Source organism: Bifidobacterium pullorum subsp. saeculare, from assembly GCF_016899725.1.
In the GTDB taxonomy this organism is placed as follows: Bacteria; Actinomycetota; Actinomycetes; order Actinomycetales; family Bifidobacteriaceae; genus Bifidobacterium; species Bifidobacterium pullorum_C.
The window spans coordinates 1-25,134 of record NZ_JACLYU010000014.1 but is presented as its reverse complement, the minus strand read 5'-3'; the positions used below and the strand labels follow the sequence as shown (position 1 = coordinate 25,134).

At 68.4% G+C, this 25,134-nt stretch carries 20 protein-coding genes, 1 tRNA gene and 1 pseudogene; 8 read left to right on the top strand and 14 right to left on the bottom strand.

What is annotated here, in order from left to right; all coding sequences use genetic code 11:
- The first annotated feature begins 55 nt into the window (after positions 1-55).
- Positions 56-1,051 carry an FKBP-type peptidyl-prolyl cis-trans isomerase gene (locus tag H7U32_RS07240; protein ID WP_239457598.1) on the top strand — a complete coding sequence of 332 codons (996 nt, stop codon included), beginning with the start codon at positions 56-58 and terminating at the stop codon, positions 1,049-1,051.
- Between the two features lie 106 nt (positions 1,052-1,157).
- On the opposite strand, the gene nucS is transcribed toward H7U32_RS07240, so the two are convergent.
- The 12 genes from nucS to H7U32_RS07180 form a co-directional block, all read right to left on the bottom strand.
- Positions 1,158-1,895 carry an endonuclease NucS gene (gene nucS, locus H7U32_RS07235; RefSeq protein ID WP_204469383.1) on the bottom strand — a complete coding sequence of 246 codons (738 nt, stop codon included), beginning with the start codon at positions 1,893-1,895 and terminating at the stop codon, positions 1,158-1,160.
- 134 nt (positions 1,896-2,029) lie between these two features.
- Positions 2,030-2,329 (bottom strand): F0F1 ATP synthase subunit epsilon, encoded by a 300-nt coding sequence (locus tag H7U32_RS07230; protein WP_204469381.1) that lies wholly within the window; start codon positions 2,327-2,329, stop codon positions 2,030-2,032.
- Positions 2,329-3,816: a F0F1 ATP synthase subunit beta gene (gene atpD, locus H7U32_RS07225; protein ID WP_204469380.1), complete on the bottom strand. Its 1,488-nt coding sequence runs from the start codon at positions 3,814-3,816 to the stop codon at positions 2,329-2,331. The genes H7U32_RS07230 and atpD overlap by 1 nt, the downstream gene beginning before the upstream one ends.
- A gap of 7 nt (positions 3,817-3,823) precedes the next feature.
- A complete protein-coding gene (locus H7U32_RS07220; RefSeq protein WP_204469378.1) occupies positions 3,824-4,744 on the bottom strand; it encodes a F0F1 ATP synthase subunit gamma in 921 nt (306 codons plus the stop codon).
- Positions 4,745-4,747: 3 nt separating this feature from the next.
- Positions 4,748-6,427, bottom strand: coding sequence for a F0F1 ATP synthase subunit alpha (gene atpA / locus H7U32_RS07215; RefSeq protein ID WP_204469376.1), 1,680 nt, complete (start codon positions 6,425-6,427; stop codon positions 4,748-4,750).
- Positions 6,428-6,472: 45 nt separating this feature from the next.
- Positions 6,473-7,300, bottom strand: coding sequence for a F0F1 ATP synthase subunit delta (locus H7U32_RS07210; RefSeq protein WP_204469374.1), 828 nt, complete (start codon positions 7,298-7,300; stop codon positions 6,473-6,475).
- Between the two features lie 45 nt (positions 7,301-7,345).
- A complete protein-coding gene (locus tag H7U32_RS07205) occupies positions 7,346-7,885 on the bottom strand; it encodes a F0F1 ATP synthase subunit B (RefSeq protein WP_204469373.1) in 540 nt (179 codons plus the stop codon).
- Between the two features lie 80 nt (positions 7,886-7,965).
- The gene (atpE, locus tag H7U32_RS07200) at positions 7,966-8,196 is read right to left on the bottom strand and encodes an ATP synthase F0 subunit C (protein ID WP_204469371.1); all 231 of its coding nucleotides are present in this window, start codon (positions 8,194-8,196) and stop codon (positions 7,966-7,968) included.
- A 118-nt stretch (positions 8,197-8,314) separates the two neighbouring features.
- Positions 8,315-9,118, bottom strand: a complete 804-nt coding sequence (gene atpB, locus H7U32_RS07195; protein WP_204469369.1) for a F0F1 ATP synthase subunit A — start codon at positions 9,116-9,118, stop codon at positions 8,315-8,317.
- Between the two features lie 319 nt (positions 9,119-9,437).
- Positions 9,438-10,499 (bottom strand): homoserine O-succinyltransferase, encoded by a 1,062-nt coding sequence (locus H7U32_RS07190; RefSeq protein ID WP_204469367.1) that lies wholly within the window; start codon positions 10,497-10,499, stop codon positions 9,438-9,440.
- 106 nt (positions 10,500-10,605) lie between these two features.
- Positions 10,606-10,682 (bottom strand) — tRNA-Met (locus H7U32_RS07185).
- Positions 10,683-10,802: 120 nt separating this feature from the next.
- Complete coding sequence (locus H7U32_RS07180) at positions 10,803-12,734, bottom strand: cell surface protein (RefSeq protein ID WP_204469365.1); 1,932 nt, start codon at positions 12,732-12,734, stop codon at positions 10,803-10,805.
- A 418-nt stretch (positions 12,735-13,152) separates the two neighbouring features.
- On the opposite strand from H7U32_RS07180, the gene H7U32_RS07175 reads away from it, so the two are divergent.
- Positions 13,153-15,453, top strand: a complete 2,301-nt coding sequence (locus tag H7U32_RS07175) for an alpha-1,4-glucan--maltose-1-phosphate maltosyltransferase (RefSeq protein WP_204469409.1) — start codon at positions 13,153-13,155, stop codon at positions 15,451-15,453.
- Between the two features lie 727 nt (positions 15,454-16,180).
- Here H7U32_RS07175 and H7U32_RS07170 read toward each other — a convergent pair.
- Positions 16,181-16,660 carry a hypothetical protein gene (locus H7U32_RS07170; RefSeq protein ID WP_204469364.1) on the bottom strand — a complete coding sequence of 160 codons (480 nt, stop codon included), beginning with the start codon at positions 16,658-16,660 and terminating at the stop codon, positions 16,181-16,183.
- A 265-nt stretch (positions 16,661-16,925) separates the two neighbouring features.
- Between H7U32_RS07170 and H7U32_RS07165 the strand changes: the two genes are divergently transcribed.
- A complete protein-coding gene (locus H7U32_RS07165) occupies positions 16,926-17,423 on the top strand; it encodes an inorganic diphosphatase (protein WP_204469361.1) in 498 nt (165 codons plus the stop codon).
- 92 nt (positions 17,424-17,515) lie between these two features.
- Here H7U32_RS07165 and H7U32_RS07160 read toward each other — a convergent pair whose 3' ends face one another.
- A complete protein-coding gene (locus H7U32_RS07160) occupies positions 17,516-18,184 on the bottom strand; it encodes a hypothetical protein (protein ID WP_204469359.1) in 669 nt (222 codons plus the stop codon).
- Between the two features lie 170 nt (positions 18,185-18,354).
- Between H7U32_RS07160 and H7U32_RS07155 the strand changes: the two genes are divergently transcribed.
- From H7U32_RS07155 to H7U32_RS07135, 5 genes and pseudogenes are all read left to right on the top strand, one after another.
- Positions 18,355-19,152, top strand: coding sequence for a winged helix-turn-helix transcriptional regulator (locus H7U32_RS07155; RefSeq protein ID WP_204469357.1), 798 nt, complete (start codon positions 18,355-18,357; stop codon positions 19,150-19,152).
- 58 nt (positions 19,153-19,210) lie between these two features.
- Positions 19,211-19,870 carry an endonuclease III gene (nth, locus tag H7U32_RS07150; RefSeq protein ID WP_204469356.1) on the top strand — a complete coding sequence of 220 codons (660 nt, stop codon included), beginning with the start codon at positions 19,211-19,213 and terminating at the stop codon, positions 19,868-19,870.
- Positions 19,871-19,904: 34 nt separating this feature from the next.
- Positions 19,905-21,491: an ABC transporter substrate-binding protein gene (locus H7U32_RS07145; RefSeq protein ID WP_204469354.1), complete on the top strand. Its 1,587-nt coding sequence runs from the start codon at positions 19,905-19,907 to the stop codon at positions 21,489-21,491.
- Positions 21,492-21,608: 117 nt separating this feature from the next.
- On the top strand, positions 21,609-24,344 hold the full coding sequence (gene valS, locus H7U32_RS07140) for a valine--tRNA ligase (RefSeq protein ID WP_204469352.1): 2,736 nt from the start codon (positions 21,609-21,611) through the stop codon (positions 24,342-24,344).
- 505 nt (positions 24,345-24,849) lie between these two features.
- A pseudogene (locus H7U32_RS07135) lies at positions 24,850-25,134 on the top strand (hypothetical protein); the annotation flags it as partial.

Sequence of the window (25,134 nt, the reverse complement as noted above, 5' to 3'; positions counted from 1 at the left end):
TCTCGTAGCGGGACGGAGCATGGGAAATCATGGTTTGCGGCTAGTGTGGTGTGCCATGCGCTATTCCAACCGTCACCCCAAGCTCAGCCGTGCGCTGGCCGCCGTGTGCGCGCTGGCGATGTGCGGCACGCTCGCCGCCTGCGGCTCGGACTCCGATGCCGGCAACACCAAGGACTCCGGCTCGTCGTCCTCCTCCGCCTCCTCCGGCGCGAAGGACACCGTCAAGGGCCTGCGCCAGATCGCCGGCGTCTCCGCCACCGGCGAGCTGGGCAAGAAGCCGACCGTCTCCGTGCCCAAGGGCACCACCGTGGAGAACAACGCCTACGCCGTGCTGCAGCAGGGCGACGGCGAAACCATCGAAGAGGGCGACCGCGTGTGCGCCCAAGGCATCATGATCGATGCCAAGGATGCCTCCGAGGTGGCGGACACCTGGACGGACAACACCCCGGACTGCTCGATCAACCTCACCGCCGACAATCTCAAGCAGGTGCCGCTGTACAACGTCATCGTCGGCCAGAAGCTCAACGCCTCCGTCGCCTTCGGCTCCAACGACGGCTCCGGCCACTCGTATATCCTCGTCTACACGTTCATCTCCAAGTCCCGCGACCTGACGCGCGCCGAAGGCGACGAGGTGGCGGACGTGCCGGCGGATCTGCCGAAGGTCACGCGCGCGAAGGATGGCAAGCCCTCCATCGAGATTCCCAAGGGCTACAAGCCCGGCGACTCCCTCGTCGCCCAGCCGCTCATCAAGGGCAAGGGCAAGGAGGTGACCGACCACAACACCGTCGTGGTCAAGTACACCGGTTGGCTGACGGACGGCACCCAATTCGACTCCTCCTGGGACCGCGGCTCCACGCTCGATGCGGACACGTACTCCGGCGGCTCGCATACCGTGATCGACGGCTGGCAACAGGGCATGGTCGGCCAGACCGTCGGCTCGCAGGTGCTTCTGGTCATCCCGCCGTCGCTCGGCTACGGCGACACAAAGCAGGGGTCCATCCCGGCGAATTCGACGCTGATCTTCGTCGTCGATATCCTCGCCGCCTACTGATTCCTCATGCATGGCCCCCGCTGACGGAGGCTGTCAGCGAAAGCCGACCGGGGCTGATTCCTCATATGTGGCCCCCGCTGGCGGGGGCCTTAGCATATCGGCGGCGTCAGAACAGCTTCAGGCTGCCGTCGTCGGTGCCCTTCATCTCCTCGTAGTCGAGGATCAGGCAGCGGAAGCCGCGGTCCTCCGCCAGCACGCGGGCCTGCGGGGCGATGGTCTGCGCGGCGAAGACGCCGTGCACGGGCGCGAGCAGCGGATCGCGGTTGAGCAGCTCGCAGTAGCGGGTGAGCTGTTCGACGCCGTCGATGCCGCCGTGGCGTTTGATCTCGACCGCCACATGCTCGCCGTTGGCGTCCACGGCCATGATGTCCACCGGGCCGATGGCCGTCGGGTATTCGCGGCGCACCAGGCGTGTGCCCTCGCCCAGGCGCTCGATCTGCTCGGCCAGATAGCGCTGGAGGTGGTCCTCCACACCATCCTTGGTCAGGCCCGGGTCCTCGCCTAGGTCGTAGGTGTGGTCGGCGTAGACGTGGTAAAGGCTCACCTCGAGCACGTCGGAGCTTTTGTCGGAGGTGACGCGCAGCAGCTTGATTGGGCGCGGGGCGGCGTCACCGGCGGCAGCGGCCCCGGCGTCATCGGCCCCGGCGTCATCGTCGGCGTCGGGCGTCGTCTCGCGGACCGTGCAGGGGGCGGCCATCCAATTGAGCGGCTTGTAGGAGCCCAACTCGGAGAAGATGAGCAGGCTGCCGTCGGCCTTGACGAGCAGCACGCGCTTGGCAGGCGGCAGGGAGGCGTTGAGACGGCCGGAGTATTCGGCGGAGCAATCGGCTACGAGGATGCGCACGGCCCACCAGCCTAACAGAGGGGTCGAATCGGCGGCCGCGGCCCCGGCGCCGCATACGCCGACGCCCCGTTCGGAACGCAACGTTCCGAACGGGGCGTCGTCACAGGGTCGTCCGGCCGGTGGCCGGGCGGTCGTCACTCGTCGTCGGAGGCGGCGGGCCTGACGTCACCGGCGCGTTCGACGGCGACGGTGAGCTTGTTCGAGTCGAAGGAGATGAACCCATCGGCCACTTCGAGCGTCTGCCGGGTGCCGTCGGCCGACACCACGGTGACCATGCCCTGCTTGATCACCGTGAGCACCGGCTCATGGTTGGGCAGGATGCCCATCCCGCCCTCGGAGGCGGGGATGGTGACCGACCTCGCCTCGCCGTGCCACACGGGGCGGTCGGCGGCGACGATGTTCACCTGCATCGTGGGGGATTCGGAGCCAGCCATCACGCACCGAATTCCTTCTGCATGTCGTGCCACTTCTTCTCGAGGTCGTCGATGCCGCCGATGCCGGAGAACGCCTGCTCCGGGACGTCGTCGTACACGCCGTCGCAGATGCGGGTGAAGGCCTCGATGGTCTCGTCGGCCGGCACGTAGGAGCCCGGGCGACCGGTGAACTTCTCGGCCACGTAGAAGTTCTGGCCGAGGAACTGCTCGATCTTACGGGCGCGGTTGACGGTGGTCTTATCCTCTTCCGAGAGCTCGTCGATGCCGATCAGGGCGATGATGTCCTGCAGCTCCTTGTTGCGCTGCAGGATCGCCTTGACGCGGTTCGCGCACTCGTAATGGGCCTGGCCCACATAGCGCGGGTCGAGGATTCGCGAAGTGGAGCTCAGCGGGTCCACGGCCGGGTAGATGCCCTTCGACGCGATGTCACGCGACAACTCGGTGGTGGCGTCGAGGTGGGCGAAGGTCGTGGCCGGGGCCGGGTCGGTGTAGTCGTCGGCGGGCACGTAGATGGCCTGCAGCGAGGTGATCGAGTGGCCTCGGGTCGAGGTGATGCGCTCCTGCAAGGAGCCCATCTCGTCGGCCAGGTTCGGCTGGTAGCCCACGGCGGACGGCATGCGGCCCAGCAGGGTGGACACCTCGGAGCCGGCCTGCGTGAAGCGGAAGATGTTGTCGATGAACAGCAGCACGTCCTGGTTCTGCACGTCGCGGAAGTACTCGGCCATGGTCAGGGCGGTCAGCGGCACGCGCAGACGGGTGCCCGGCTGCTCGTCCATCTGGCCGAAGACCAGTGCGGTCTTCTCGAGCACGCCGGCCTCGTCCATCTCGCCGATGAGGTCGTTGCCCTCACGGGTGCGCTCGCCCACGCCGGCGAACACGGAGACGCCGCCGTGGTTCTGCGCCACGCGCTGGATCATCTCCTGGATGAGCACGGTCTTGCCCACGCCGGCGCCGCCGAACAGGCCGATCTTGCCGCCCTGCACGTACGGGGTGAGCAGGTCGATGACCTTGATGCCCGTCTCGAACATCTGGGTCTTGGACTCCAGCTGGTCGAAGGCCGGCGGGTTGCGGTGGATGGGCCAGCGCTCGGTGGCGGTGATCGTCTCGCCGGGCTTCTTGTTGAGGATGTTGCCGGAGACGTCGAAGACGTGGCCCTTGGTCACATCGCCGACCGGCACCTCGATCGGGCCGCCGGTGTCGGTGACGGAGGCGCCGCGCACCAGGCCGTCGGTCGGCTTCAGGGCCACGCAGCGCACCGTGGAGTCGCCCAGGTGCTGCTCGACCTCGAGGGTGATCTCGGTCTTCGCGGCCTCGCCTTCCTCCTTGGCGCCGGTGTTGGCGATCGTCACCTTGAGGGCGTTGTAGATGTCGGGCAGGTGGCCCACCGGGAACTCGACGTCAATAACCGAGCCCTGGATACGCGTGACGCGCCCATTGATCGGCTCACCGACCTCCTCGGGAGCCGCTACGGTCTGGTTCTCAGCCATATCGTTCCTACTCTTCCTTTGTGTTCAGCGCGTCGGCGCTGCCGATGATTTCGGTAAGTTCCTGGGTGATCGCGGCCTGGCGCGAGGAGTTGAGCTTGCGCGTCAGATCGTCGATCAGGTTGCGTGCGTTTTCGGTGGCCGTGTGCATGGCGTTCTGCCGGCTCGCAGTCTCCGACGCGGCTGCCTCGAGGAGGCATTCGTGGATACGGGACTGGATGTACTTGGGCAGGATGGCGTCAAGCACCACATCCACGCTGGGCTCGAAGGAGTACAGCGGGCGTGCCAGGGGCGCGTCCTCGGCGTTGATCGGGCCTTCGTCCTCCACCTCCGGGGTGACGATCTCCACCGGGAGCATGCGCAGCACGCGCACCTTCTGACTCACCATGTTGATGAACTCGGTGTACACGATGTACAGCTCGGAGACGCCGCCCTGGTCGGCCGGCGTCATGTAGGCATCGATCAATGCCTTGGAGATGGCCTCGGCGATTTCGACGCCCGGCTTGTCGGTGTCACCCTCCCACGTGTCCGCGATGGCGCGGTTGCGGTACTTGTAGTACGTCACGCCACGGCGGCCGTACACGTAGAGCTCGGGCTGCTTGCCCTTCGCGTCGAGGCGGGCGAGAAGATCCTCGGTCTCGCGGATGATCGACGACGTGTAGGCGCCGGCCATGCCGCGGTCCGCGGTGAGGGCGAGAACGGCGACCCTAGGGTTGGTCTCGTCCCCCACCGCGATCCTGTGGTTGACATGGGTGTGCGCCACCACCGCCTGGACGGCATCGAAAATCGCATCGGAATAGGGCTTGGCGTCCATGGCCACTTTGCGGGCCTTGGCGATGTGCGAGGACGCGATCATCTCCTGGGCGTTGAAGATCTTCTCCAACGAGCTCGTGGAGGCGATCCTGCTCTTCAATGCGAGTTGCGATCCCATGGGTTACTTCTTCTCTCCGTTCAGCGGGTGCTTGCCCGGCTCGGCCGGCTGGGCCTTCTCGCCGTTGGCGACGATGGTCTCCTGCTCCACCGGAGTGGCGCCCTTGGGCGTCGGCTTCTTGTCCACCAGCGGCTTGCCGGCGGTGGTCACGAAGGTGGTCGCGTACTCGTCCACGGCCTTGTCCAGGGCGGCCTCGGTGTCAGCGGTGAAGTCACCGGTGTCACGGATGGTGTCCAGGATCGTGGTGTTGTGCGCGAGGTAGTCCAGCAGACCATGCTCGAACGGCAGCACGTCGGCGATCTCCAGATCGTCGAACTTGCCGTGGGTGCCGGCCCACACGGACACGACCTCCTGCTCCATCGAGTACGGGGAGAACTGCGGCTGCTTGAGCAGCTCGGTCAGGCGGGCGCCGCGGGCCAGCTGGGCCTTCGAGGCCGCGTCCAAGTCAGAGGCGAACATCGCGAAGGATTCCAGCGAGCGGTACTGCGCCAGCGAGATCTTGAGCGTGCCGGAGACCTTCTTCAGCGCCTTGGTCTGCGCGGCGCCGCCCACGCGGGACACAGAGATGCCCACGTCCACGGCCGGGCGCTGGTTGGCGTTGAACAGGTCGGACTGCAGGAAGATCTGGCCGTCGGTGATGGAGATCACGTTGGTCGGGATGTACGCGGAGACGTCGTTCGCCTTGGTCTCGACGATCGGCAGGCCGGTCATCGAGCCGCCGCCGAGGTCGTCGGAGACCTTGGCGCAGCGCTCCAGCAGACGGGAGTGCAGGTAGAAGACGTCGCCCGGGTACGCCTCGCGCCCCGGCGGGCGGCGCAGCAGCAGCGAGATCGAACGGTAGGCCTCGGCCTGCTTCGACAGGTCGTCGAAGACGATGAGCACATGCTTGCCGTTGTACATCCAGTGCTGGCCGATGGCCGAGCCGGTGTACGGCGCGATGTACTTGAAGCCGGCGGAGTCGGAGGCCGGGGAGGCGACGATGGTCGTGTACTCCATGGCGCCGGATTCCTCGAGGCTCTGCTTGACCGAGGCGATCGTGGAGCCCTTCTGGCCGATGGCCACGTAGATGCAGCGCACCTGCTTCTTCGGGTCGCCGGACTCCCAGTTCGCCTTCTGGTTGATGATCGTGTCGATCGCGATGGCGGTTTTGCCGGTCTGGCGGTCACCGATGATGAGCTGGCGCTGGCCGCGGCCGATCGGCGTCATCGCGTCGATGGCCTTGAGGCCGGTGGCGAGCGGCTCGTCGACCGGATGGCGGTGCATCACGTCGGGGGCCTGGGCCTCCAGGATGCGCCGGCCTTCGCTCTTGATCTCGCCCAGACCGTCGATCGGGTTGCCCAGCGGGTCCACGACACGGCCGAGGTAGCCGTCGCCGACCGGCACGGACAGCACTTCGCCGGTGCGACGGACCTCCTGGCCCTCCTCGATGCCAGCGAAATCGCCGAGGATCACCACGCCGATCTCGCGGGCGTCAAGGTTGAACGCCAGGCCGAGCGTGCCGTCCTCGAAGGTCAGCAGCTCATTGGCCATGCAACCAGGCAGTCCCGTGACATGCGCAATGCCGTCGCCGGCCGTCGCGACATAGCCCACCTCCTGGGTGGGGGTGTCGCTGGGCTTGTACGACGAGACGAACTCGTCGAGGGCCTTGCGTATCGAGGCGGGATCAATGGTTAGTTCTGCCATGATCACTCCTTGCTGTTGGATAAAACTTGGAAATTCGTCTGCGGCTCAGGCCGTGGCCTTGACCGTGCGGTGCAGGTTCTGCAGCTGCGCGACCACGGTGTTGTCCGTGACCTCGTCGCCCACCTGGATGCGCATGCCGCCCAGCACGGTCGGGTCAACCACCGAGTTGATGTGCACGGGGTGACCGGTTTTGGCCGTGTAGACCGCCACAAGCCGCTTGATCTGCTCCTCGCTCAGCGGCGCGGCGGTGGTCACGGTGACCATCGACTCGCCCATGTGGCGCGAGAACTTGTTGATCAGCCACTGGATGGTCTCCAGGTAGCGGCGGCGGCGCAGGTTGCAGGTGGCGTGCTCGGCCAGGCGCATGGTGACCTTGTTCAAGCCCTTGCCCTCGAACAGCTCGCGGAACAGCTTGACGCGCGCCTCGCTGGTGGCCGAGGCGTCGTAGAGCTTCGAGCGCACCACCGGCAGGTTGAGCAGGGCGGAATGCAGCTCGGCCAGCTCGATGGCGACCTTGAGCGTCGCGCCGGTGGCGTCCGCGTAGTACATCATCGCGTCCACGCCGAAGTCCTCCACCGCGTTGGCGATGTCGGATGCGCGGCTCCAGCGCCGGTCGGCCAGGTCGATCATGATCCGCCTGGTCATCGGATGGGCCTTGCCGCCGAGCAACGTGTCCAGCACCGCGACCTTGTCGGCCTCGGGGCGGGACGGGTCGGTGAGCGCCCGTTCCAGCGCCACGCTATCGTCCAACGCGCGAGTGATGGTGAACAGCTCGTTGCCGATCCGCCACGCGTCCTCGCCGGTGTCTCGCAGCTGGGGGGCCAGCGAGTCACGCGACTGTCGGTCCGCGATGCGCGATGCCTCTCCACGCATGGGGTCACCTCCCTTTCGTCATGTCTTGTGCCGCTTGGGTGCCGGTCACTTCGCGGCCGTCTTCGCGCCGGAGTCCAGGTCGTCGATCATCGAGTCGATCATCGAGGACTGCACGCCGGGGTCCTCCAGCTTGGCGCCGAGGATCTTGCCCGCCAGAGCGGTGGCCAGCGCACCGACCTCGCCCTTGAGCGAGACCAGCGCCTGCTGCTGCTGCGAGGCGAGCGAACGCTGCGCGTTGGCCGTGATCTGCGCGGCCTCGGACTCGGCGCGCGAACGGGCGTCCGCCACGATGTGCGAAGCCTCGGCGCGGGCGTCGTCACGGATCTTGGACGCCTCCACGCGCGCGTTGCTCAGCTGCGCCTCGTACTGCTCCTTGGCCGCCCGGGCCGCCTCCTGGTCCTTCTGGGCCTTGGCGATGCCACCCTCGATCTTGGCGGTGCGCTCGTCGAACACGGACTGGAACTTGGGCAGGAAGAACTTGTAGAAGAACACGGCCACGACAACGAGGATGATCAGGGACCACACGATGTCGTACACCTTGGGAATGAACAGCGCGATGCCGCTCGTTTCAGCCAAAGTCTCCATATCCGCCTCCTTTCACTGGTTCATCGGATTGCCGGGTACCGTACCGGTTTGGTGTCTCTTGCGATTCCCACCGGGTCCGGTCAGCGGAACAGGAAGCCGGCGACGATGCCCAGCAGGGCGAGGAACTCGATGACGCCGAAGCCGATCCACATCAGGGTCTGGATGCGGCCGCCCAGCTCGGGCTGGCGGGCGGTGGACTCGATGGCCTTGCCGAAGACGATGCCCACGCCGATGCCGGGGCCGATGGCGGCGAGGCCGTAGCCAATGGCGCTCAGGTTGCCGGACACCTCAGCGAGAGTGATGAGATCCATGGTTGTTTCCTTTCTGGTTGATCCGTATGCAGCGGACAGGCGTCCGTGCCGCGGATGGCACTTGGTGTGCCGGTGCGTGCGGCGCCCGGGCGGGCGGGGCACGCTCGGCGGCCCGGCGTCAGTCCTCCGGGTAGCTCAGGTTGATGTAGACAGTGGACAGGGTGGCAAAGATGAAGGCCTGCAGGTACGCCACGAAGGCTTCGAACAGGGTCATCACGAATCCGGCGATCAGGGTGATCGCGCCGAACGCGGCCATCGCATTATGCGCTTCGATGAGGAAGAACTGGGTGGCCGACAGGCACAGCGCCAGGATGATGTGGCCTGCCATCATGTTGGCGAAGAGTCGCACGGTCAGGGACAGCGGGCGGATGACCACCACGTCGAGCAGCTGGATCGGGATGACCAGGATGAGCATGACGGGCGGCACGCCCTGCGGCACGCACTCGTGCTTGAGGAACGTGAGCAGCCCCTGCTCGCGCGTCGCCGCGCGCCAGTACTGCACGAAGGTCCACAGCGCGAACGCCAACGGCATCATCACGGTGGCCGTGGCGGCGATGTTCATACCGGGGATGATGCCGCACAGATTGAACAGCAGGATCGTGAAGAACATCGTCGTGATCATGGGCACGTACCGCTTGCCGCGGACCTCGCCCATCACCTCGTAGACGATTTTGTCGCGGACGTACTCGATGCCCCATTCGACGAATCCCTGCCAGCGGCCGGGAACGAGCTTGGCCCGGGCGGCGGTGATCCCCAGGACCAGCAGGATGACCACCGTCATCACCACGCGCACCAGCACGATGCGGTTCATGGCGAACGGCGTGCCCTGGAAGAGGATCTCCGGCGGCAGGAAGTCGTCGATGGTGGGTATCTCCGGTCCGCTGGCTGCCAGGACGAGCCCCGCGCCGAACACATCGGTCATGCTCTACCTCCTGCGTTTCTTGTTCGGACAGATGCCAGTCTATGCCAACGCCCCTGCGCGTTGTGTTACGGGAACGGATCGGATTCCCCTCCCATCGGCGGGGTCCTCCGGCCACGAGCATGCGTGCTGGGTCATCGACGGGAACCTGGTGCCCGGGCGCCTCGAGGGCTGCACTTGGCATGGGCGGAATCGATTTCCCCCCGCGCCGTTGTGTTGTGTCCGGGCATTCGACTCCGAATGACTGAGGATGGATTTTAATACCGCCGTGGACCGGTTTGGCAACCGGCGGGTCGCAATATGGTCTGTTTCGTGAGCGCTCTCAGCGACCGCGCGCCGGCTGCGCGCCGCCCGCCGGCACCAGTCCGTAGCCGTCGCGCATGAGTGGGGCGAAGCCGTCGGCGCGCGGGCCGCCCGGCTCGTGGCGGATGGAGCGGTCGGTGCCGAGTTTCTTCTCGGCGCGCAGGCGGGGCACCTCGGTCAGGTCGTAGGGCGTGGTCTGGTACACCCAGTTGAGCCAGTTGCGCCACAGCAGGTTGGCGTGCGCGCGCCAGGAGAACAACGGCTCCAGCGTGGGGTCGTCGTGCGGGAAGTAGTTGTATGGGAAGGGCACGTTGGCCAGGCCCTTGGCCATGTCGCGCTCGTACTCCTCGGCGAGCGTGGTCTTGCCGTATTCCCAGTGGCCGAGCGCGAACACCTCGGAGAAGTCGCGGGTGGCGATGAGCCCGGGGCCAGACTGCGGCCCCCAGGTGAGGATCTGCAGGTCGGGGTCGGCGCGCACGGCCGCCTCGTCCACGCCGGCGAGGCGGGAGTGGGGCTGCAGGCAGACCTCGTCGAAGCCGTTGGTCAGGAAGCAGTACTCGTCCTGGAGGAACTGGGGGAAGACGCCGAAGAGCTTCTCCTCCAGATCCACCTTGCCGATGCCATGGCGGTGGTGGAGCGCGGCCATCGCGCCCCAGCACAGGTGCATCGTGGAGAACACGTGGGTGGAGGCCCAGTCGAGGATGCCGGTGAGCTCGTCCCAGTAGTCCACGTCCTCGAAGGCGAGGTGCTCGACGGGCGCGCCGGTGACCACGAAGCCGTCGTAATAGTTGCCCGCGAAGGCGTCGGGGGTCTCGTAGAACTTGACGAGGTGGTCGGCGGAGACGTGCGTGGCCTCGTGCGTGGAGACCTTCATGAAGTCGATCTCCACCTGCAGCGGGCTTTTGGAGATGAGGCGCAGCAGCTGCGTCTCCGTCTCGATCTTCTTGGGCATGAGGTTGAGGATGACCAGCTTGAGCGGGCGCACGCGCTGGCGCTCTGCCTCGGGCTTCTCCAGCGCGAAGATGCGCTCGGAGTCGAGGATGTCGCGGGCCGGCAGCCCCGCGGGGATCTTGATTGGCATCGCACGCCCTCCCAGACAGCTCGTTTCCGTGGCCATGTCCGGCGCAGTCCGGATTTCGCCGGATACAAGAAATGGGAACCGCTCGTTCAGCGATTCCCATTCCCATTGGTAGCGGGGCATGGATTTGAACCATGGACCTCTGGGTTATGAGCCCAGCGAGCTACCGAGCTGCTCCACCCCGCGTCGGCACGTCCGCATCGGACAGCTCTATCTAACATAGCCGCATCCACATATCCGTCAACCCCTCGGCGTGTCGTCCGCCCGGCCACGGCGGAGGGTCAAGCCCTCCGCCGCGGTCCCGCGTCAGGAGCGGCGTTTGGCGGCGGCGAGGGCGAACAAGCCGGTCGCGAGCAGGCCGACGCAGGCCAGGACGGCGCCGGCCACGCGCGCGCCGGTCGACGGCAGCGGCGGCTCCTCGGCCGGCGGCTCGGCGGGCGGCGTCTCCTCCGGCGGCGTCTCCTCCGGCGGCTCCTCGATGGTCACGCGGGTGTGCTCCCACAGGTCGTCGTAGCGGCTGGCGGCGGGCTGCACGCGGTCGTCGCCGGCGAAGCTCCAGACGAACACGTACCAGCCGTGGTCCTCGGCGGCGATGCGCACCGGGTCGCCGTGCGCGTCCGGCGCGCCGGCGCCCACGCGGTACGTGCCGTTGGCGGCCGGGTAATCCCAGGTGCCGATCCTGCGGTGGTTGGCGTCCTCGGCGGGCGGTTCCGCGCCGGTGGGCTCGTAGGCGGCGTCGTTGGCGGGGTTCTCCGGGTCGCCGGCCCACCACACGCTCACCTGGGCGTAGGGTTCGTCCGCGCCGAGGCCGAGCGCCTCGTCGCCGGGGAACTCGCCGTGGTCGGCGGGGAAGCCCCGCACGGTGATGGTGTCGCTCAGCTCGCTGCCGATCTGCGCGGCATGCTCGGTGACGGTGGATTCCACCCGCAGCGTCCGGCGCGTCACGCTGGTCTCGGCGACCTCGAGGAAGGGGCTAATGGCGTCCGCCACCACATAGTCGCGCGCCTTCTCGCTCTGCCGGCCGGTTTCGAAGGCCCACACCCAGGTGCCGAAGTCGTCGCCGGAGCGGGCGCGGTACGCCTCGCCGCCGTCCGGGCCGACGGTGGCGCGGGCCGTCACGCTCTGGCCGGGGCCGGTGAACGAGGCGGTGGCGTGGGCCGCGGGTTTGAAGCCGCGCTCCTTGAGCCCGTCGAGGAAATGCCCGATGGTCTCGCCTTTGCCCGGGACCACGGGTTCGCCGATCTCGTCAGCCTGGATGCCGGTGAAGTAGTAGCCGCTGGCGGTGAGCTCCAGACCGGGCACCCAGTCCCCGCCGGCCACGCCGGAGGTGACCCGGTCCTCGACCGGCTCGCCCGGGTCGATCCGCCGCGCGGCGACCTCGGTGGCCACGGCGGGCGTGAAGTGCTTGCGCGCCGGGAACACCTCGTCCTCGCCGCGGGCCTTGGCCGTGCCGCCGATGATGACGAGGTCCTGGGTGCTGTCCAGCCGCAGCAGCGTGCCGTGCTCGAAGACGGCGGAGGCCCGCACCTGGCCTTGCGCGCCGGTGGCCTTCCACGGCAGCCAGAGCGTGCCGCCCTCGGAGGTGCGCGACGCCGTCTTGCCGCCGGACTCGAACTCGGCGGGTCCGTCCAGCGTCACGGTGAACGCGGTGCCGGGGGCGGCGCCTCCGGCCGCGTTGCGCACCCGCACGCCCACGCGGCCGGCGCGCAGCCCCTCGGTGTACTCGTTCGTCACCTCGATGCCCTGCGGCGCGTACCGCTCCATCTCGGCGCGCAGCTCCTCCATGCGCGCCGGCATCCCGGGATTGCGCTCCACGACCTTCGCGTAGCGTTCGGGCCACCGCTGCGGGCGCAGGTCGATCTTCTCGTGGATGAGCGAGGCGATGGCGGCATGCGTCAGCGCGTCATGGCTGGACTGATACCGCTCCATAAGCCAGGCCAGCTGGCGCGCCGCCATGGAGTCGTCCAGCGGATGGCTGTCCGCATAGGACAGCGAGCTCGTCTCGCCCAGCTCCATGCAGTAGGCGAGGCGGCCGTCCGGCATCCTCGAGATGGCGCCGTAGAACCCGTCCACGTACCACACGTAGGTGCCGTCCTCGTGTTCGAGCAGCGTGCCGCCGGCGGCCCATGCCGCCGATGGCACGGCCATCGCCATGCCGACCGCCAGCGCCGCCGCCGTCAGCGTGCGGATGATGCCGCCCGCGCCCCATCGCGCGGGCCTGGTGTGCGAAGACCTCATCGTCCCGTCCTTCCTTGCCCGGCCCGGCGGCCCATCCGCCCGGCCTTGGTCCCGAGCCTCCCAGAGCGGCCCGGCGTGGCGGAAGCCGGGGCGGGCATTGTGGTCGGATCCTCCCCTCCGGGCGTGTCGCGGCGGCTCGGGGACGGCCGGCGGCGCCCCGGCCGTCCACAATCCGCCGGAACGCACCCCGTCCGTCCACCATGCCGCGGCCGCGGCCCGTCGCATCCACCGGCCCCGCGGGCGGCGGACGATGGGTTGTCCACAACCGTCGCGCTCACCGATCGCGCATCCACAACGCCGCGACGTCAAGTGCCATGGGCATCGCGTTCACAGCCGGCGCGAACGGAGCTTCTACAATGGTCGTGTGCCTGACCAAGCAATCGAAGACAAAGCAATCAGCCTCGCTAAGGAGGAGACCGTGTCGAAGACGACCACCGCGCAGGCGGCCACCAAGACCACGCGGGAGCACAGCGCCCGCACGACCGCGGCCAAGGACGCCGCAACCACCAGGACCAGGCAGACCGGCCGCTCCGGCCGCACGGCCGCGGCCAAAGCCCGCGCCGCCAAGGCCGAGGCCGCCAAAGTGGCGGCCGAGTTCCCGGGCGGCGAGCCGGCCGCGCCCTCCATCGCGGTGAGCGGCCCGGAGCAGTTCGGCCGCGTGAACGTGATGGACATCACCCCGTGCGAGGACCAGGGCATCTACCCGCCGCGCGTGGAGCTGGGCGAGGCCTTCGAGCTCACGGCCCAGGTGTTCATCGAGGGGCGCACCAAGGTGGGCGCCACCGCCGTGGTGCGCAATCCGCGCGGCCGCGAGACGCTGCGCGTGCCGATGACCTGCGTGAACCCGGGCCTCGACCGCTGGACCGCGATGGTCCGCTGCGGCGAGCGCTCCGACGTCAAGCCGTGGGAGCCGGACTTCGCGCATGTCAAGCGCCAGCTGGGCGAATGGAGCGTGACCATCGAAGGCTGGGAGGACATCTACGTCTCCTGGCTGCATGACGCCACGATCAAGGTCGAGGTGGACGACGACACGGAGAACGCGCTGACCACCGGCGCCGCGCTGCTCGCCCGCTGGGCCGAGACGCCGGACGCCGGGCTCAAGGCCGCGCAGAAGAAGACGCTGCTCCAGGCCGCGCACACGATGGCCGACCGCACGCTGCCCCCCAAGCAGCGCCTCGCCGCCGCCACGTCCGACGCGGTGGCCGAGCTGCACCGCACGCATCCGCTGCGCGACGGCATCTCCCCCTCCGCGCCGCAGCGCTTCAAGGTGGAGCGCCCGGGCTCCAGCTTCGCCGCGTGGTACCAGTTCTTCCCGCGCTCCGAGGGCGCCTACTACGACCAGGCCACCGGCAAGATCGTGCAGGGCACGCTCAAAACCGCCGTCTCCGGCCTGGATCGCGCCAAGGCCGAGGGCTTCGACATCGTCTATCTGCCGCCGATCTTCCCGATCGGCACCACCAACCGCAAGGGCCGCAACAACGCGCTGACGGCCGGCCCGGACGACCCCGGCTCCCCCTTCGGCATCGGCTCCGAGCTCGGCGGGCATGACACGGTGGATCCCAAGCTCGGCACGATGGACGACTTCAAGGCCCTGTGCGCCAAGGCGCACGAGCTGGGCCTGGAGGTCGCGCTCGACTTCGCGTTGCAGTGCTCCCCGGACCACCCGTGGGTCAAGCAGCATCCGGACTGGTTCCGCACCAAGCCGGACGGCACGATCGCGTTCGCGGAGAACCCGCCGAAGAAGTACCAGGACATCTATCCAATCGACTTCAACATAGACATGCCGGGCATCGAGAAGGAGGTCGAGCGCATCCTCGAGCTGTGGATCGGGGCGGGCGTGACGATCTTCCGCGTCGACAATCCGCACACCAAGCCGGTGCGCTTCTGGCAGGACGTGATCGCCGCGGTCACCAAGCGGCACCCGGAGGTGCTGTTCCTGGCCGAGGCCTTCACCCGCCCGGGCATGATGCGCGCGCTGAGCTACGTGGGCTTCACGCAGTCGCACTGCTACTTCCCGTGGCGCAACACCAAGGAGGAGCTCGAGGAGTACCTGCACACCACGAACTGCGACGACGGCTACTACCAGCACAACACGTTCTGGCCCACCACGCCGGACATCCTCACCGCCTACCTGCGCGACAACGGCATCGCCGGCCACGCGGTGCGCGCGGTGCTGGCCGCGATGGGAAGCCCGAGCTGGGGCATCTACAACGGCTACGAGCTCATCGAGAACCGCCAGCGCCCCGGCTTCGAGGAGCAGATCGACAACGAGAAGTACGAGGTGAAGGTGCGCGACTGGTCGCGCACGGACGAGTTCGGCATCGCCGAGCTGCTCACCTCCCTCAACCGCATCCGCCGCACGTACCCGGAGGTGTTCAGCTACCACAACGTGCATGTGCTCGAGACCAGCGACCCGAACATCGTGGCCTTCGCCCGCCACACGCCGAGCGCGCTGACCGCGAGCGGCAAGCCGGAGACGCTGGTCGTGGTGGTGAACCTCGACTGCCACAACGCCCACCAGGCGATGGTGCATTTCGAGATGCCCGAGTTCGAGGTGGACCCCAAGTGGGGCGCGCATATGCGCGACGAGCTCACCGGCCGTGACTTCGCGTGGAGCTGGGACAACTTCGTCTCGCTGGCCCCCTGGGCCGACGTGGCGCACGTGTTCCACGTGGTCCACGACTTCTGGAACGACCCGCAGGCCCGCCGCCAGGACTGAGCGCGAGATGGGCGGGGCGCGTACTTCCGCCGTCCCGCCGGCAGGGGGCGGGCCCGGGGAATCCCGTCCCCGCCCCCTGCCGCGGCGACCCCCGTCCCCGATGACGTGGCCACCGCGACGCGGGAGTATCCCGGCCGTTCGCTGGGCACCTACTGGCATGTGGTGCCCGGTGAGGTGCCGCCGTTCCCGCTCTACCTGATCCGGGCGGGACGCCTGGTGCGCGGCGCCGGGTTCCGGCTCATGCGCCAGCCGGACGACAGCTTTCTGCTCGAATACGTGCTCCGGGGCGAGCTGCGGGAGGACGAGCCAATCCCCGAGCCGCTGATGTGCCATCACGTCGACGAGCGAGTTCCGGGCGATGGCCACGGACTCCGCCCCGTTGGATGCCGACGGCCCCGGGGACGCCTGATGCCTGGCTCTTCGCATGTTCATGTGTGCGCGCTGTTGCCGGTGGTGCTGTTTCCGGGGGGTGTTTCCGGGGGGCATGGAAGCGCTTCTGTGGCGAACCGTACGCTGACGGACCGCAGGCGTACGGTTTGTCGCACGATGGCCGCCCCCATGCGTCCCCATGCGGTGCCCCCCATGCGGCAACACGGTGGTAACAACGCACCCACACACGCAAAAATGCGAAGAGCCGGAAAACCGTACGCTGAGCGGGCCCAAGAGTACGGTTCGCCGCATGGCTTGCCGCGGTCGCCACGCCGGCCGCCACGCCAGCCGTCATGCGCTATCGGCGCCGGCGCTGCCATTCACGGAGTTTCGCTTCGCGTTCTTCCCGGATCTCGCGCATGGTGTCCAGCGTGGCCTGATGGAGTTGCTCGGCGATCCGATCGTTCTCCTGCTGGCTGGGGCCCGCCTGCCAGGGCTTGTCCGATGCAAGCATGGCCGCGACCCGAACCGCCAGCAGACAGCCGGCATAGACGATTGTCGTCCGCGCGTCACGCGAAACCACCCAGCTTCCGACGGAGGCGATGAGCACGAACACGGCCAGTTCCAGCACAGTCACCGGCACCGGTATGGTAGGTCCGCTGAGCTTCTGCCTGTAGGCAAACGGTCGTTCCATCAGCATCTCGCAGATGTCCGCGAGTACGACGACGACCAGCGCCAGGAGGCACAGCGTGCCGAATCGCACGGCATCGAACGGCACCACCCATGCGCCGACGGCAAGCACGGCGAGGGAGACCGGGAATCTTTCAACGATCGTCACCAACAGATGGCCGGCCAACACTATCCCCAGGGCCGGGGGCCGCCATCCACTGTCACCGGATCGTTCGGATGGCGATGAGTCCGACCCGGGCCATTGATTGACGGACATATTGGCGGACATATGGCGCTCACCTCATTCATTCCCCTTCGAGGTAGATACGGGTTCATGGTACGGCGCGGACATCCGTCGCGCCATCACCGGCCGGCCTCGGGTGGGGGTATCGTGGGAGCCGGATTATCCGTCCGTCCTTCCGAAGGAGAAGACCATGGCAGAAACCTTCAACGTGGTGGTTGAGATCCCCCGCGGTTCGCGCAACAAGTACGAGGTCGACCACGAGACCGGCCGCGTGTTCCTGGACCGCACGCTGTTCACTTCGATGGGCTACCCGGATGACTACGGCTACATCGAGGGCACGCTGGGCGAGGACGGCGATCCGCTCGACGCCCTGGTGATGCTGCCGATCTCCGTGTTCCCCGGCTGCGTGGTCGAGTGCCGCGCCGTGGGCCTGTACCACATGGTGGACGAGGCCGGCGGCGACGACAAGGTGCTGTGCGTGCCCGCCGACGTGCGCTACGACGACATCAAGGACATCGACGACGTCTCCGAGTTCCACAAGGCGGAGATCAAGCACTTCTTCGAGCAGTACAAGGCCCTGGAGCCGGGCAAGGAGGTCCTCCCCGGCGATTACTGGACCAACGCCGCCAAGGCCGAGGCCGAGATCGTCGCCGCCCGCGAGCGTCTCGCCGCCTCCGAGGCGAAGTGACCCCGGGTCCTCGCTGAGGTCCGCCGACCACAGGCAAGGCCGCGTCCCGCAATGCGGGGCGCGGCCTTCGTCATATCGGCGCCGCCGGCGGCTCAGCCGAGGAACGGGGCCACCAGCATCAGCGCGGCGGGCACGGCGACGCCGAGCAGCATCACCGGCAGCAGCGCGACGCCGTATTCCGGCAGGCTGGCGTCGGGGCCGGCGTCGACCTCGCGCATCCAGAACACGGAGGCCAAGCCCATCGCCACGGCCAGCGCGGCGATGACGGCGAGCGCCACCCACGCCGCGGCGTGACCGGCCGTGGCATAGCCCAGCAGCGCCGGCAGGAAAGTCCAGCCGAAGGCCGCGATGCAGGCGGTGCCGGCGATCACGCCGTGGGACAGGGACCGGATGAGGTGGTTGCGGTCCTCGCGCGCCATCTGCCGGCCAAAGGAGACGATGGTGAGCAGCACGAGCAGCACGCCGGCGACCAGCGCCCAGCCGATCCACGGCTTGCCGTCGGGCGTCACCGGCAGCAGCGTGACCAGCCGCGAGGCGGCCAGCATCGACAGCACGCCGAACGCCACGGCGATGACGCGGCCGGCGTCGCCGGTGCGCAACGGCCAGTACCGGCCGAGCACGAGCAGGATCATCATCGCCATCGGCACGTAGCCGATGCCGACCCCGGCTTCCGTGGAGGACGGGAAGACCAGCGACAGCACGACCATGCCCACGTACCACACGGCCTGCGCCAGCAGTCCGTTGCGCACCCTATGCCCCATATCCGCTCCCTACGCCGTCCGGCCCGATCGATTCGCCTCCCTATCGTACCCGCGCACCCACACCGCCCGCATTGCGGGCACCGGCGTGAGATGTGTCCGCCGCACCACCGTAGAATGACAGCAAACCGCAGGTTTCAGCACGGTGACAGCGATACACAGGGGGAACAAGCGTGACGGATCTGACTTTGATGACGTTCTCCAAGGACCCCGCGACCGTGCTGCCCTCGCTGGCGCTGCTCTCCCACCGTGTGCGCGTGCTGCCGATGGACGCGGCCAGCCTGGTGAAGATGCCGGAGAACACCATTCTGCTGCTCGACGCCCGCGACGACCTGGCCACAGCCAAAACGCTGTGCAATCTCATCCACGCCAGCGGCCTGTCCATTCCGATCCTGCTCATCCTCACCGAGGGCGGCTTCACCGTCGTCAACGCGCAGTGGGGCGTCGCCGACGTCATCGTGGCGACGGCTAGCCCCGCCGAGGTGGAGGGCCGGCTGCGCCTCGCCGCCGAGCGCGGCGCCACGCCAGCCTCCTCCGCCGCGGACGCCGGCGGCATGTCCGGCGACTCCGGCGCCGAGTCCGAGGACGGCCTGCTGCGCTCCGGCGACCTGGTGGTGGACACCAACGGCTACACCGCCTCCCTGCACGGCCGCCCGATCGACCTGGCGTACAAGGAGTTCGAGCTGCTCAAGTACCTCATGCAGCATCCGGGGCGCGTGTTCACGCGCGCGCAGCTGCTCCAGGAGGTGTGGGGCTACGACTACTACGGCGGCACCCGCACCGTGGACGTGCACATCCGCCGCCTGCGCGCGAAGTTCGGCGGCGAGTACGAGCATCTCATCGGCACCGTGCGCAACGTCGGCTACCGCTTCGACCCGCCGGGCGAGGAGAAGGACGAGTCCTCCGCCAAGGCGAACGCCGGCAAGATCCGCCGCGGCGCCGGGGCCGGCCATGCCGCGGCGGACGCCTGAGCGGCGGCATCGAACGGTCGAGGAGGCGGCGAGGCGGCGAAGACGAAAGGAGGCGGCGATGGCCAGGGAGACGAAGCGGGCCAGACTGGCCAGGATGCACGAGGAATACGCCATCCTGTGCGAGCTGATCCCCGCGCCGGCCTGCGCGCTTGACTTCGCCGACCCGTTCCAGCTGCTGGTCGCCACCGTGCTGTCCGCCCAGACCACCGACCGCCGCGTGAACACCGTGACCCCCGAGCTGTTCGACCGCTTCCCCGACGCCGCCACGCTGGGCCGCGCCCGCCTGGAGGAAGTGGAGGAAATCATCCGCCCGCTGGGCTTCTACCATGCGAAATCCCGCAACATCATCGCGCTCGCCGCACAATTGGAGGCCGACCACGGCGGCGTGGTGCCGGCGACGATGGACGGGCTCACCGCCCTGCCCGGCGTGGGGCGCAAAACCGCGAACGTGGTGCTGGGCAACGCCTTCGGTATCCCCGGTTTCCCCGTGGACACCCATGTGCTGCGCGTGACCGGCCGCCTGCGCTGGCGCGCCGACTGGCGCGACGCCCACCCCGACCCCGCGAAGGTCGAGCGGGAGATCACGGCATGCTTCCCTCCCGAGGAATGGACGGACCTGAGCCACCGGCTCATCCTGTTCGGCCGGTCCACCTGCCATGCGCGCAAACCGGCCTGCGGCACATGCCCCCTGGCGGACAGCTGCCCGTCCGCCGCATAGGAGGAGGACCGCGCGTATGCCTACACTGGGCCGCATGCAGCATAGGGAACGCAAGCAGAACCCCGTCGTCCAATGGATCGTCTTCGTCGTCGTGGCGGCGGTGCTCGGCGCGGCGGTGTGGGGGGTCTGGGCATGGCGCTCCGGCCGGCTGGTCGACGCACACCTGCCCGGCGTCCCGTCCGACAACACCACGCTGACGGTGGGCGTGACCGGCGCCCCGCGATCGCTGGACATCCGCACCGCCACCGGCGACGACGCCCGCACGCTGGAGCAGCTGCTCATGGGCAACGTGTACGAGACGCTCGTCGGCCATGACCATGACAACAAGCTCACGCCGGGCCTGGCCACCAGCTGGCAAGCCTCCGACGACGGCCTGACCTACACCTTCCACCTGCGCGGCGACGCCCGTTTCGCCGGCGCCGACGGGCGGGGCGAGGGCGCGCGGATGACCGCCTCCGACGCCGTGTGGTCGATCCAGCAGGCGGTCAAGCACCAGTGGCCTGACCACGACCGGCTCGGTGACCTCGCCTCGGTGGACGCCCCCGACGCCACGACCCTCACCATCACGCTCAGGTCCCCGAATCCGGCGCTGCCCCGCGTGCTCGCCGGCCGCCTCGGCATCGTCTATCCCAGCGACAAGACGTCCCTCGACTACGCGACCGAAGCCGTGGGAACCGGACCGTACGCAGTGCGGTCCTTCGACCCCGGCCGGCAGGTCGTCCTCGCCCGCAACCCCGCCCACAGCGGCACTCCGGGCGCGACCGCCACCATCACCGTCCGCCTGTTCGACGACGACGCGGCCCTCGCCAAGGCGATGGCCGGCGGGGACGGGGCCGCCCCCGACCTGGCGGTGCCGTCCGCCGGCGCCGACCCGGCCCCGTTCCGCGCCGTCGAGGGTGCGACCGTCACCCAGGGCATGGGCGCCGGCTCGGTGTTCCTGTACTACAACTACGACGCGGACGCCATCACCTCGATCATCCGCGTGCGCCAGGGCCTGCAGCAGGCGGTCGACAAAGCGGCGCTGGTGCAGAGCGTGCCGGGCGCGTCGAAGCCGCTGGGCGGCGTCTTCGGCCCGCTGGACGACGGCTACGAGGACCTGACCGGGCTCATGCCCTACGATCCGGACACGGTGCACCGGCTGATCACGTACTTCTACAACCCCAACTATGTGGGCACGCTGCGGCTCATCGCCCCCACGGCGCTCAAGGCCACGGCGGACGCGGTGGGCGCGCAGCTGCGCGAGACGGTCGCCCGGCCGGTGCAGGTGGATGTGCTCGACGACGCGGCGTTCCGGCAGCGGCTGGACGAGCGCAGCTTCGAGATGGCGCTCTCGCAGTCGGACGGCGCGGACGACGCCTACGCCTTCTCCACGTCGGACAATCCCGGGCATGCGACCAGCTCGGCGGCGCAGGAGCAGTACCACCAGGCGATGGCCGCGACCAGCGATCAGGCGTGGCAGGACGGGCTCAAGGCCTACGCGCGCACGCTCACGCAGGAGGGTGCGGCGAACTGGCTGTACGTGCCCGCCACCACCGTCGCCACCGCGAAGGGCGTCTCCGGGGTCGGGTCGGCGAACATGGCCGACCGCTGGCTGCCGCTGGCCGGCATCGCCAAGCGGTGACGGAGACAGGCGGCGGGCCGGGGCGGCGGGGCTTGATGGCGGAGCTCGGCGGCGGGTGTCGGCGGCGGCCTGGACGGCCCGCACCCCTTGTCACACAACGTGCATAGACTCGCACGTATGACTGATTCCAACACCATCACCGCGAACCTCACGCCGCTGCCCGACAAGGTCGGCGTGGACGGGCTCGAGGACAAGTGGCGCGCCGTCTGGGACGAGGACGGCACCTATGCCTTCCGCAACACGCGCGACCGCAAGGCCGTGTACTCGATCGACACCCCGCCACCCACCGTCTCCGGCTCGCTGCACGTCGGCCACGTGTTCTCCTACACGCACACCGACATCATCGCCCGCTTCAAGCGCATGCAGGGCTTCGACGTGTTCTACCCGATGGGTTGGGATGACAACGGCCTGCCCACCGAGCGCCGCGTGCAGAACTACTACGGCGTGCGCGTGGACGTCTCGCTGCCGTACGACCCGGACTTCAAGCCGCCGTTCGAGGGCACCGACGGCAAGAAGATCGACGCCAAGGACCAGGCGCCGATCAGCCGCCAGAACTTCATCGAGCTGTGCGAGCGGCTCACCGCCCAGGACGAGAAGCTGTTCGAGGCGCTGTGGCGCCGGCTCGGCCTGTCCATCGACTGGACGCAGACCTACCACACCATCGGCGAGCATCCGCGCCGCGTGGCGCAGAAGGCGTTCCTGCGCAACCTCGCCCGCGGCGAGGCCTACCAGCAGGAGGCGCCGGGCCTGTGGGACGTGACCTTCCAGACGGCTGTCGCCCAGGCGGAGCTGGAAAGCCGCGAATACCCCGGCTTCTACCACAAGGTGGCGTTCCGCTTCGAGGACGGCACCCCGATCTACATCGAGACGACCCGCCCGGAGCTGCTGGCCGCCTGCACCTCGCTGATCGCCAATCCGGAGGACGAGCGATACAAGCCGTTCTTCGGCAAGGAGGTCTACTCGCCGCTGTTCCACGTCAAGGTACCGATCCTGGCCCATCCGGCCGCCGAGATGGACAAGGGCGCCGGCATCGCGATGTGCTGCACCTTCGGCGACGTGACCGACGTCGAGTGGTGGCGCGACCTCAAGCTGCCGACCCGCTCGATCATCCAGCGCAACGGCCGCATCGTGATGGACACCCCGGACTGGATCACCGATCCGGCCGGCCGCGAGGTGTTCGCCGAGACCGCCGGCAAGACCACGTTCTCGGCTCGCAAGGTGATCGTGGACAAGCTGCGCGAGTCCGGCGACCTGGACGGCGAGCCGACGCCCACCAGGCGTATGACGAACTTCTACGAGAAGGGCGACAAGCCCCTAGAGATCGTCACCTCGCGCCAGTGGTACCTCAAGAACGGCGGCACCGATCCGGCTTTGAACGCGGAGCTGATTTCGCGCGGCAAGGAGCTCAACTTCCACCCCGACTTCATGCGCGTGCGCTACGAGAACTGGGTGCACGGCCTCAACGGCGACTGGCTCATCTCCCGCCAGCGCTTCTTCGGCGTGCCGTTCCCGCTGTGGTACCCGGTGAAGGCCGATGGCACCCCGGACTACGACCACCCGATCACGCCGAGCGAGGACCGTCTGCCGATTGACCCGACCATCGACGTGCCGGCCGGCTACACGGCGGACCAGCGCGACGTGCCCGGCGGTTTCACGGCCGAGAAGGACATCATGGACACGTGGGCGACCTCCTCGCTCACCCCGCAGATCGTGACGCACTGGGAGGAGCCGGACGAGGTCTCGAAGGCGCTGTTCGCCTCGACCTTCCCGATGGACCTGCGCCCGCAGGGCCAGGACATCATCCGCACCTGGCTGTTCAGCACCGTGGACCGCGCGCATCTGGAGAACCACTGCCTGCCGTGGGCGCACGCCACGCTCTCCGGCTGGATCCTGGACCCCGACCACAAGAAGATGTCGAAGTCCAAGGGCAACGTCGTGGTGCCCAACGAGCCGATCGAGAAGTTCGGCGCCGACGCGGTGCGCTACTGGGCCGCGGCCGCCCGCCTGGGCCTGGACGCCACCTATGACGAGGGCCAGATGAAGATCGGCCGCCGCCTGGCGATCAAGCTGCTTAACGCCACGAAGTTCGCGCTGGCCATCGGCCGCGAGGACGAGCACCATCACGTGGGTGCGGCGGCTTCCGCCGAATGGGATCCGGCCCGCGTGACCGAGCCGCTCGACCGCGCCGTGATGGCCCGCATGGCCGCTGTGGTGCGCGAGGCGACCGCCGCGCTGGAGGCCTACGAGCATTCCAAGGCGCTGGAGGCCATCGAGACCTTCTTCTGGCAGTTCTGCGACGACTACATCGAGCTGGTGAAGAACCGCGCCTACGGCACCGCCGACGCCACCGGCGCGGCGCCGTCCGAGGAGGCCGTCACCTCCGCGCGCACCGCGCTGGGCCTGGGCCTGGACGCCTTCGCCCGTCTGCTCGCGCCGTACCTGCCGTACGCCACCGAGGAGGTCTGGGGCTGGATGCACGCGGGCGAGGGCTCCGTGCACCGCGCCGCCTGGCCGTCGGCCGCGCTGTACGAGGCGGCCGCGGACGGCGCGGACGCCGCCCTGCTCGACCACGCCGGCGCGGCGCTGGCTGCGCTGCGCGGCATCAAGTCCACGGCCAAGGTCTCGATGAAGACCCCGATCCTCGCGGTGACACTGTCGGTGTCCGATGAGGCCGTGGCGGAGGCGATCCGCGCCGCGATGGCCGACCTGGCCGAGGCCGGCCGCGTCACCGGCACGATCGAACTCGAGGTGGCCGGTGCCGCCTCCGGCGAAGGCGAGTCCGAGGCCGCCGAGGTGACCGTCGCCTCGAGCGAGCTCGGCGAGCCGCCGGCCAAGAAGCCGAAGGCCGCCTGACGGCCACGTGCCGGTTGGCCACGTCAACGGCTGGCAAGGGCCGCGTCCCCACGTCCGAGGGCGCGGCCCTTGCCGTTGTGTGGCTCTTTTCACCGTCCATCAGCATCCATTCTGACTACCCGCAAGTGGCAAGAATGGACGCCAGCAGCCCGTCACCGGGCGGATTGGCTACCTTTCTCCAGCACACGCCATGACGCAGCTCACCGTGAGCGCGGCATGACGCGGCATGACGCCATGCGTCATAGACGACCGTTGAGATGATCTTCCCTAGCTGAGGTACACCTAACTTAAGTACGATCATGCTTGCCAGCAGGGGAGGTACATCCCGCCCACGGCATACCCAATGAAGCGAGCGAAGCCCATCGCATACGACTCTCCCCGACCAGAGCTCAGCGCTGTGCATGCCGTGACATTTCGAAACAAGGGCTGTGCATGCCGTGACGTTTCAGGACGAGACTGTGCATGACGTGACCTTGGGGGTGCGGTCGAAAGGTTGGACGCGTGGGTGTCTGGATTGGAGTCCGATAGGTATGGCGAGGAGCAGCGTCGCGGGGCGGTCGATCTGTATTTCCGGGATGGCATGTCGTTGAGGAGGACGATCGCGGTGCCGGGCCATCCGTCCGAGGCGGGGCTGGCGAACTGGGTGTCCCGCGATCCGCGGCATTCCGGGAGGCGGCGTGTGTCGTATACGCTTGATGCCAGGGCGGGGGCCGCCAGGCGCGTGATCGCCGGGGAGAGCCGCGCCGCCGTCGCCAGGGACGCCGGCCGCTCGCCGACGGGCGCGGGGAGG

Bases quoted from the DNA above. Each gene is read 5' to 3' on its own strand.
- atpA (WP_204469376.1), bottom strand. From the start codon at position 6,427: ATGGCAGAACTAACCATTGATCCCGCCTCGATACGCAAGGCCCTCGAC.
- atpB (WP_204469369.1), bottom strand. From the start codon at position 9,118: ATGACCGATGTGTTCGGCGCGGGGCTCGTCCTGGCAGCCAGCGGACCG.
- H7U32_RS07160 (WP_204469359.1), bottom strand. From the start codon at position 18,184: ATGGGGCATAGGGTGCGCAACGGACTGCTGGCGCAGGCCGTGTGGTAC.
- atpE (WP_204469371.1), bottom strand. From the start codon at position 8,196: ATGGATCTCATCACTCTCGCTGAGGTGTCCGGCAACCTGAGCGCCATT.
- H7U32_RS07180 (WP_204469365.1), bottom strand. From the start codon at position 12,734: ATGAGGTCTTCGCACACCAGGCCCGCGCGATGGGGCGCGGGCGGCATC.
- H7U32_RS07220 (WP_204469378.1), bottom strand. From the start codon at position 4,744: ATGGGATCGCAACTCGCATTGAAGAGCAGGATCGCCTCCACGAGCTCG.
- H7U32_RS07205 (WP_204469373.1), bottom strand. From the start codon at position 7,885: ATGGAGACTTTGGCTGAAACGAGCGGCATCGCGCTGTTCATTCCCAAG.
- H7U32_RS07230 (WP_204469381.1), bottom strand. From the start codon at position 2,329: ATGGCTGGCTCCGAATCCCCCACGATGCAGGTGAACATCGTCGCCGCC.
- H7U32_RS07190 (WP_204469367.1), bottom strand. From the start codon at position 10,499: ATGCCAATCAAGATCCCCGCGGGGCTGCCGGCCCGCGACATCCTCGAC.
- H7U32_RS07165 (WP_204469361.1), top strand. From the start codon at position 16,926: ATGGCAGAAACCTTCAACGTGGTGGTTGAGATCCCCCGCGGTTCGCGC.
- H7U32_RS07145 (WP_204469354.1), top strand. From the start codon at position 19,905: ATGCAGCATAGGGAACGCAAGCAGAACCCCGTCGTCCAATGGATCGTC.
- atpD (WP_204469380.1), bottom strand. From the start codon at position 3,816: ATGGCTGAGAACCAGACCGTAGCGGCTCCCGAGGAGGTCGGTGAGCCG.
- H7U32_RS07240 (WP_239457598.1), top strand. From the start codon at position 56: ATGCGCTATTCCAACCGTCACCCCAAGCTCAGCCGTGCGCTGGCCGCC.
- H7U32_RS07210 (WP_204469374.1), bottom strand. From the start codon at position 7,300: ATGCGTGGAGAGGCATCGCGCATCGCGGACCGACAGTCGCGTGACTCG.
- nth (WP_204469356.1), top strand. From the start codon at position 19,211: ATGGCCAGGGAGACGAAGCGGGCCAGACTGGCCAGGATGCACGAGGAA.
- valS (WP_204469352.1), top strand. From the start codon at position 21,609: ATGACTGATTCCAACACCATCACCGCGAACCTCACGCCGCTGCCCGAC.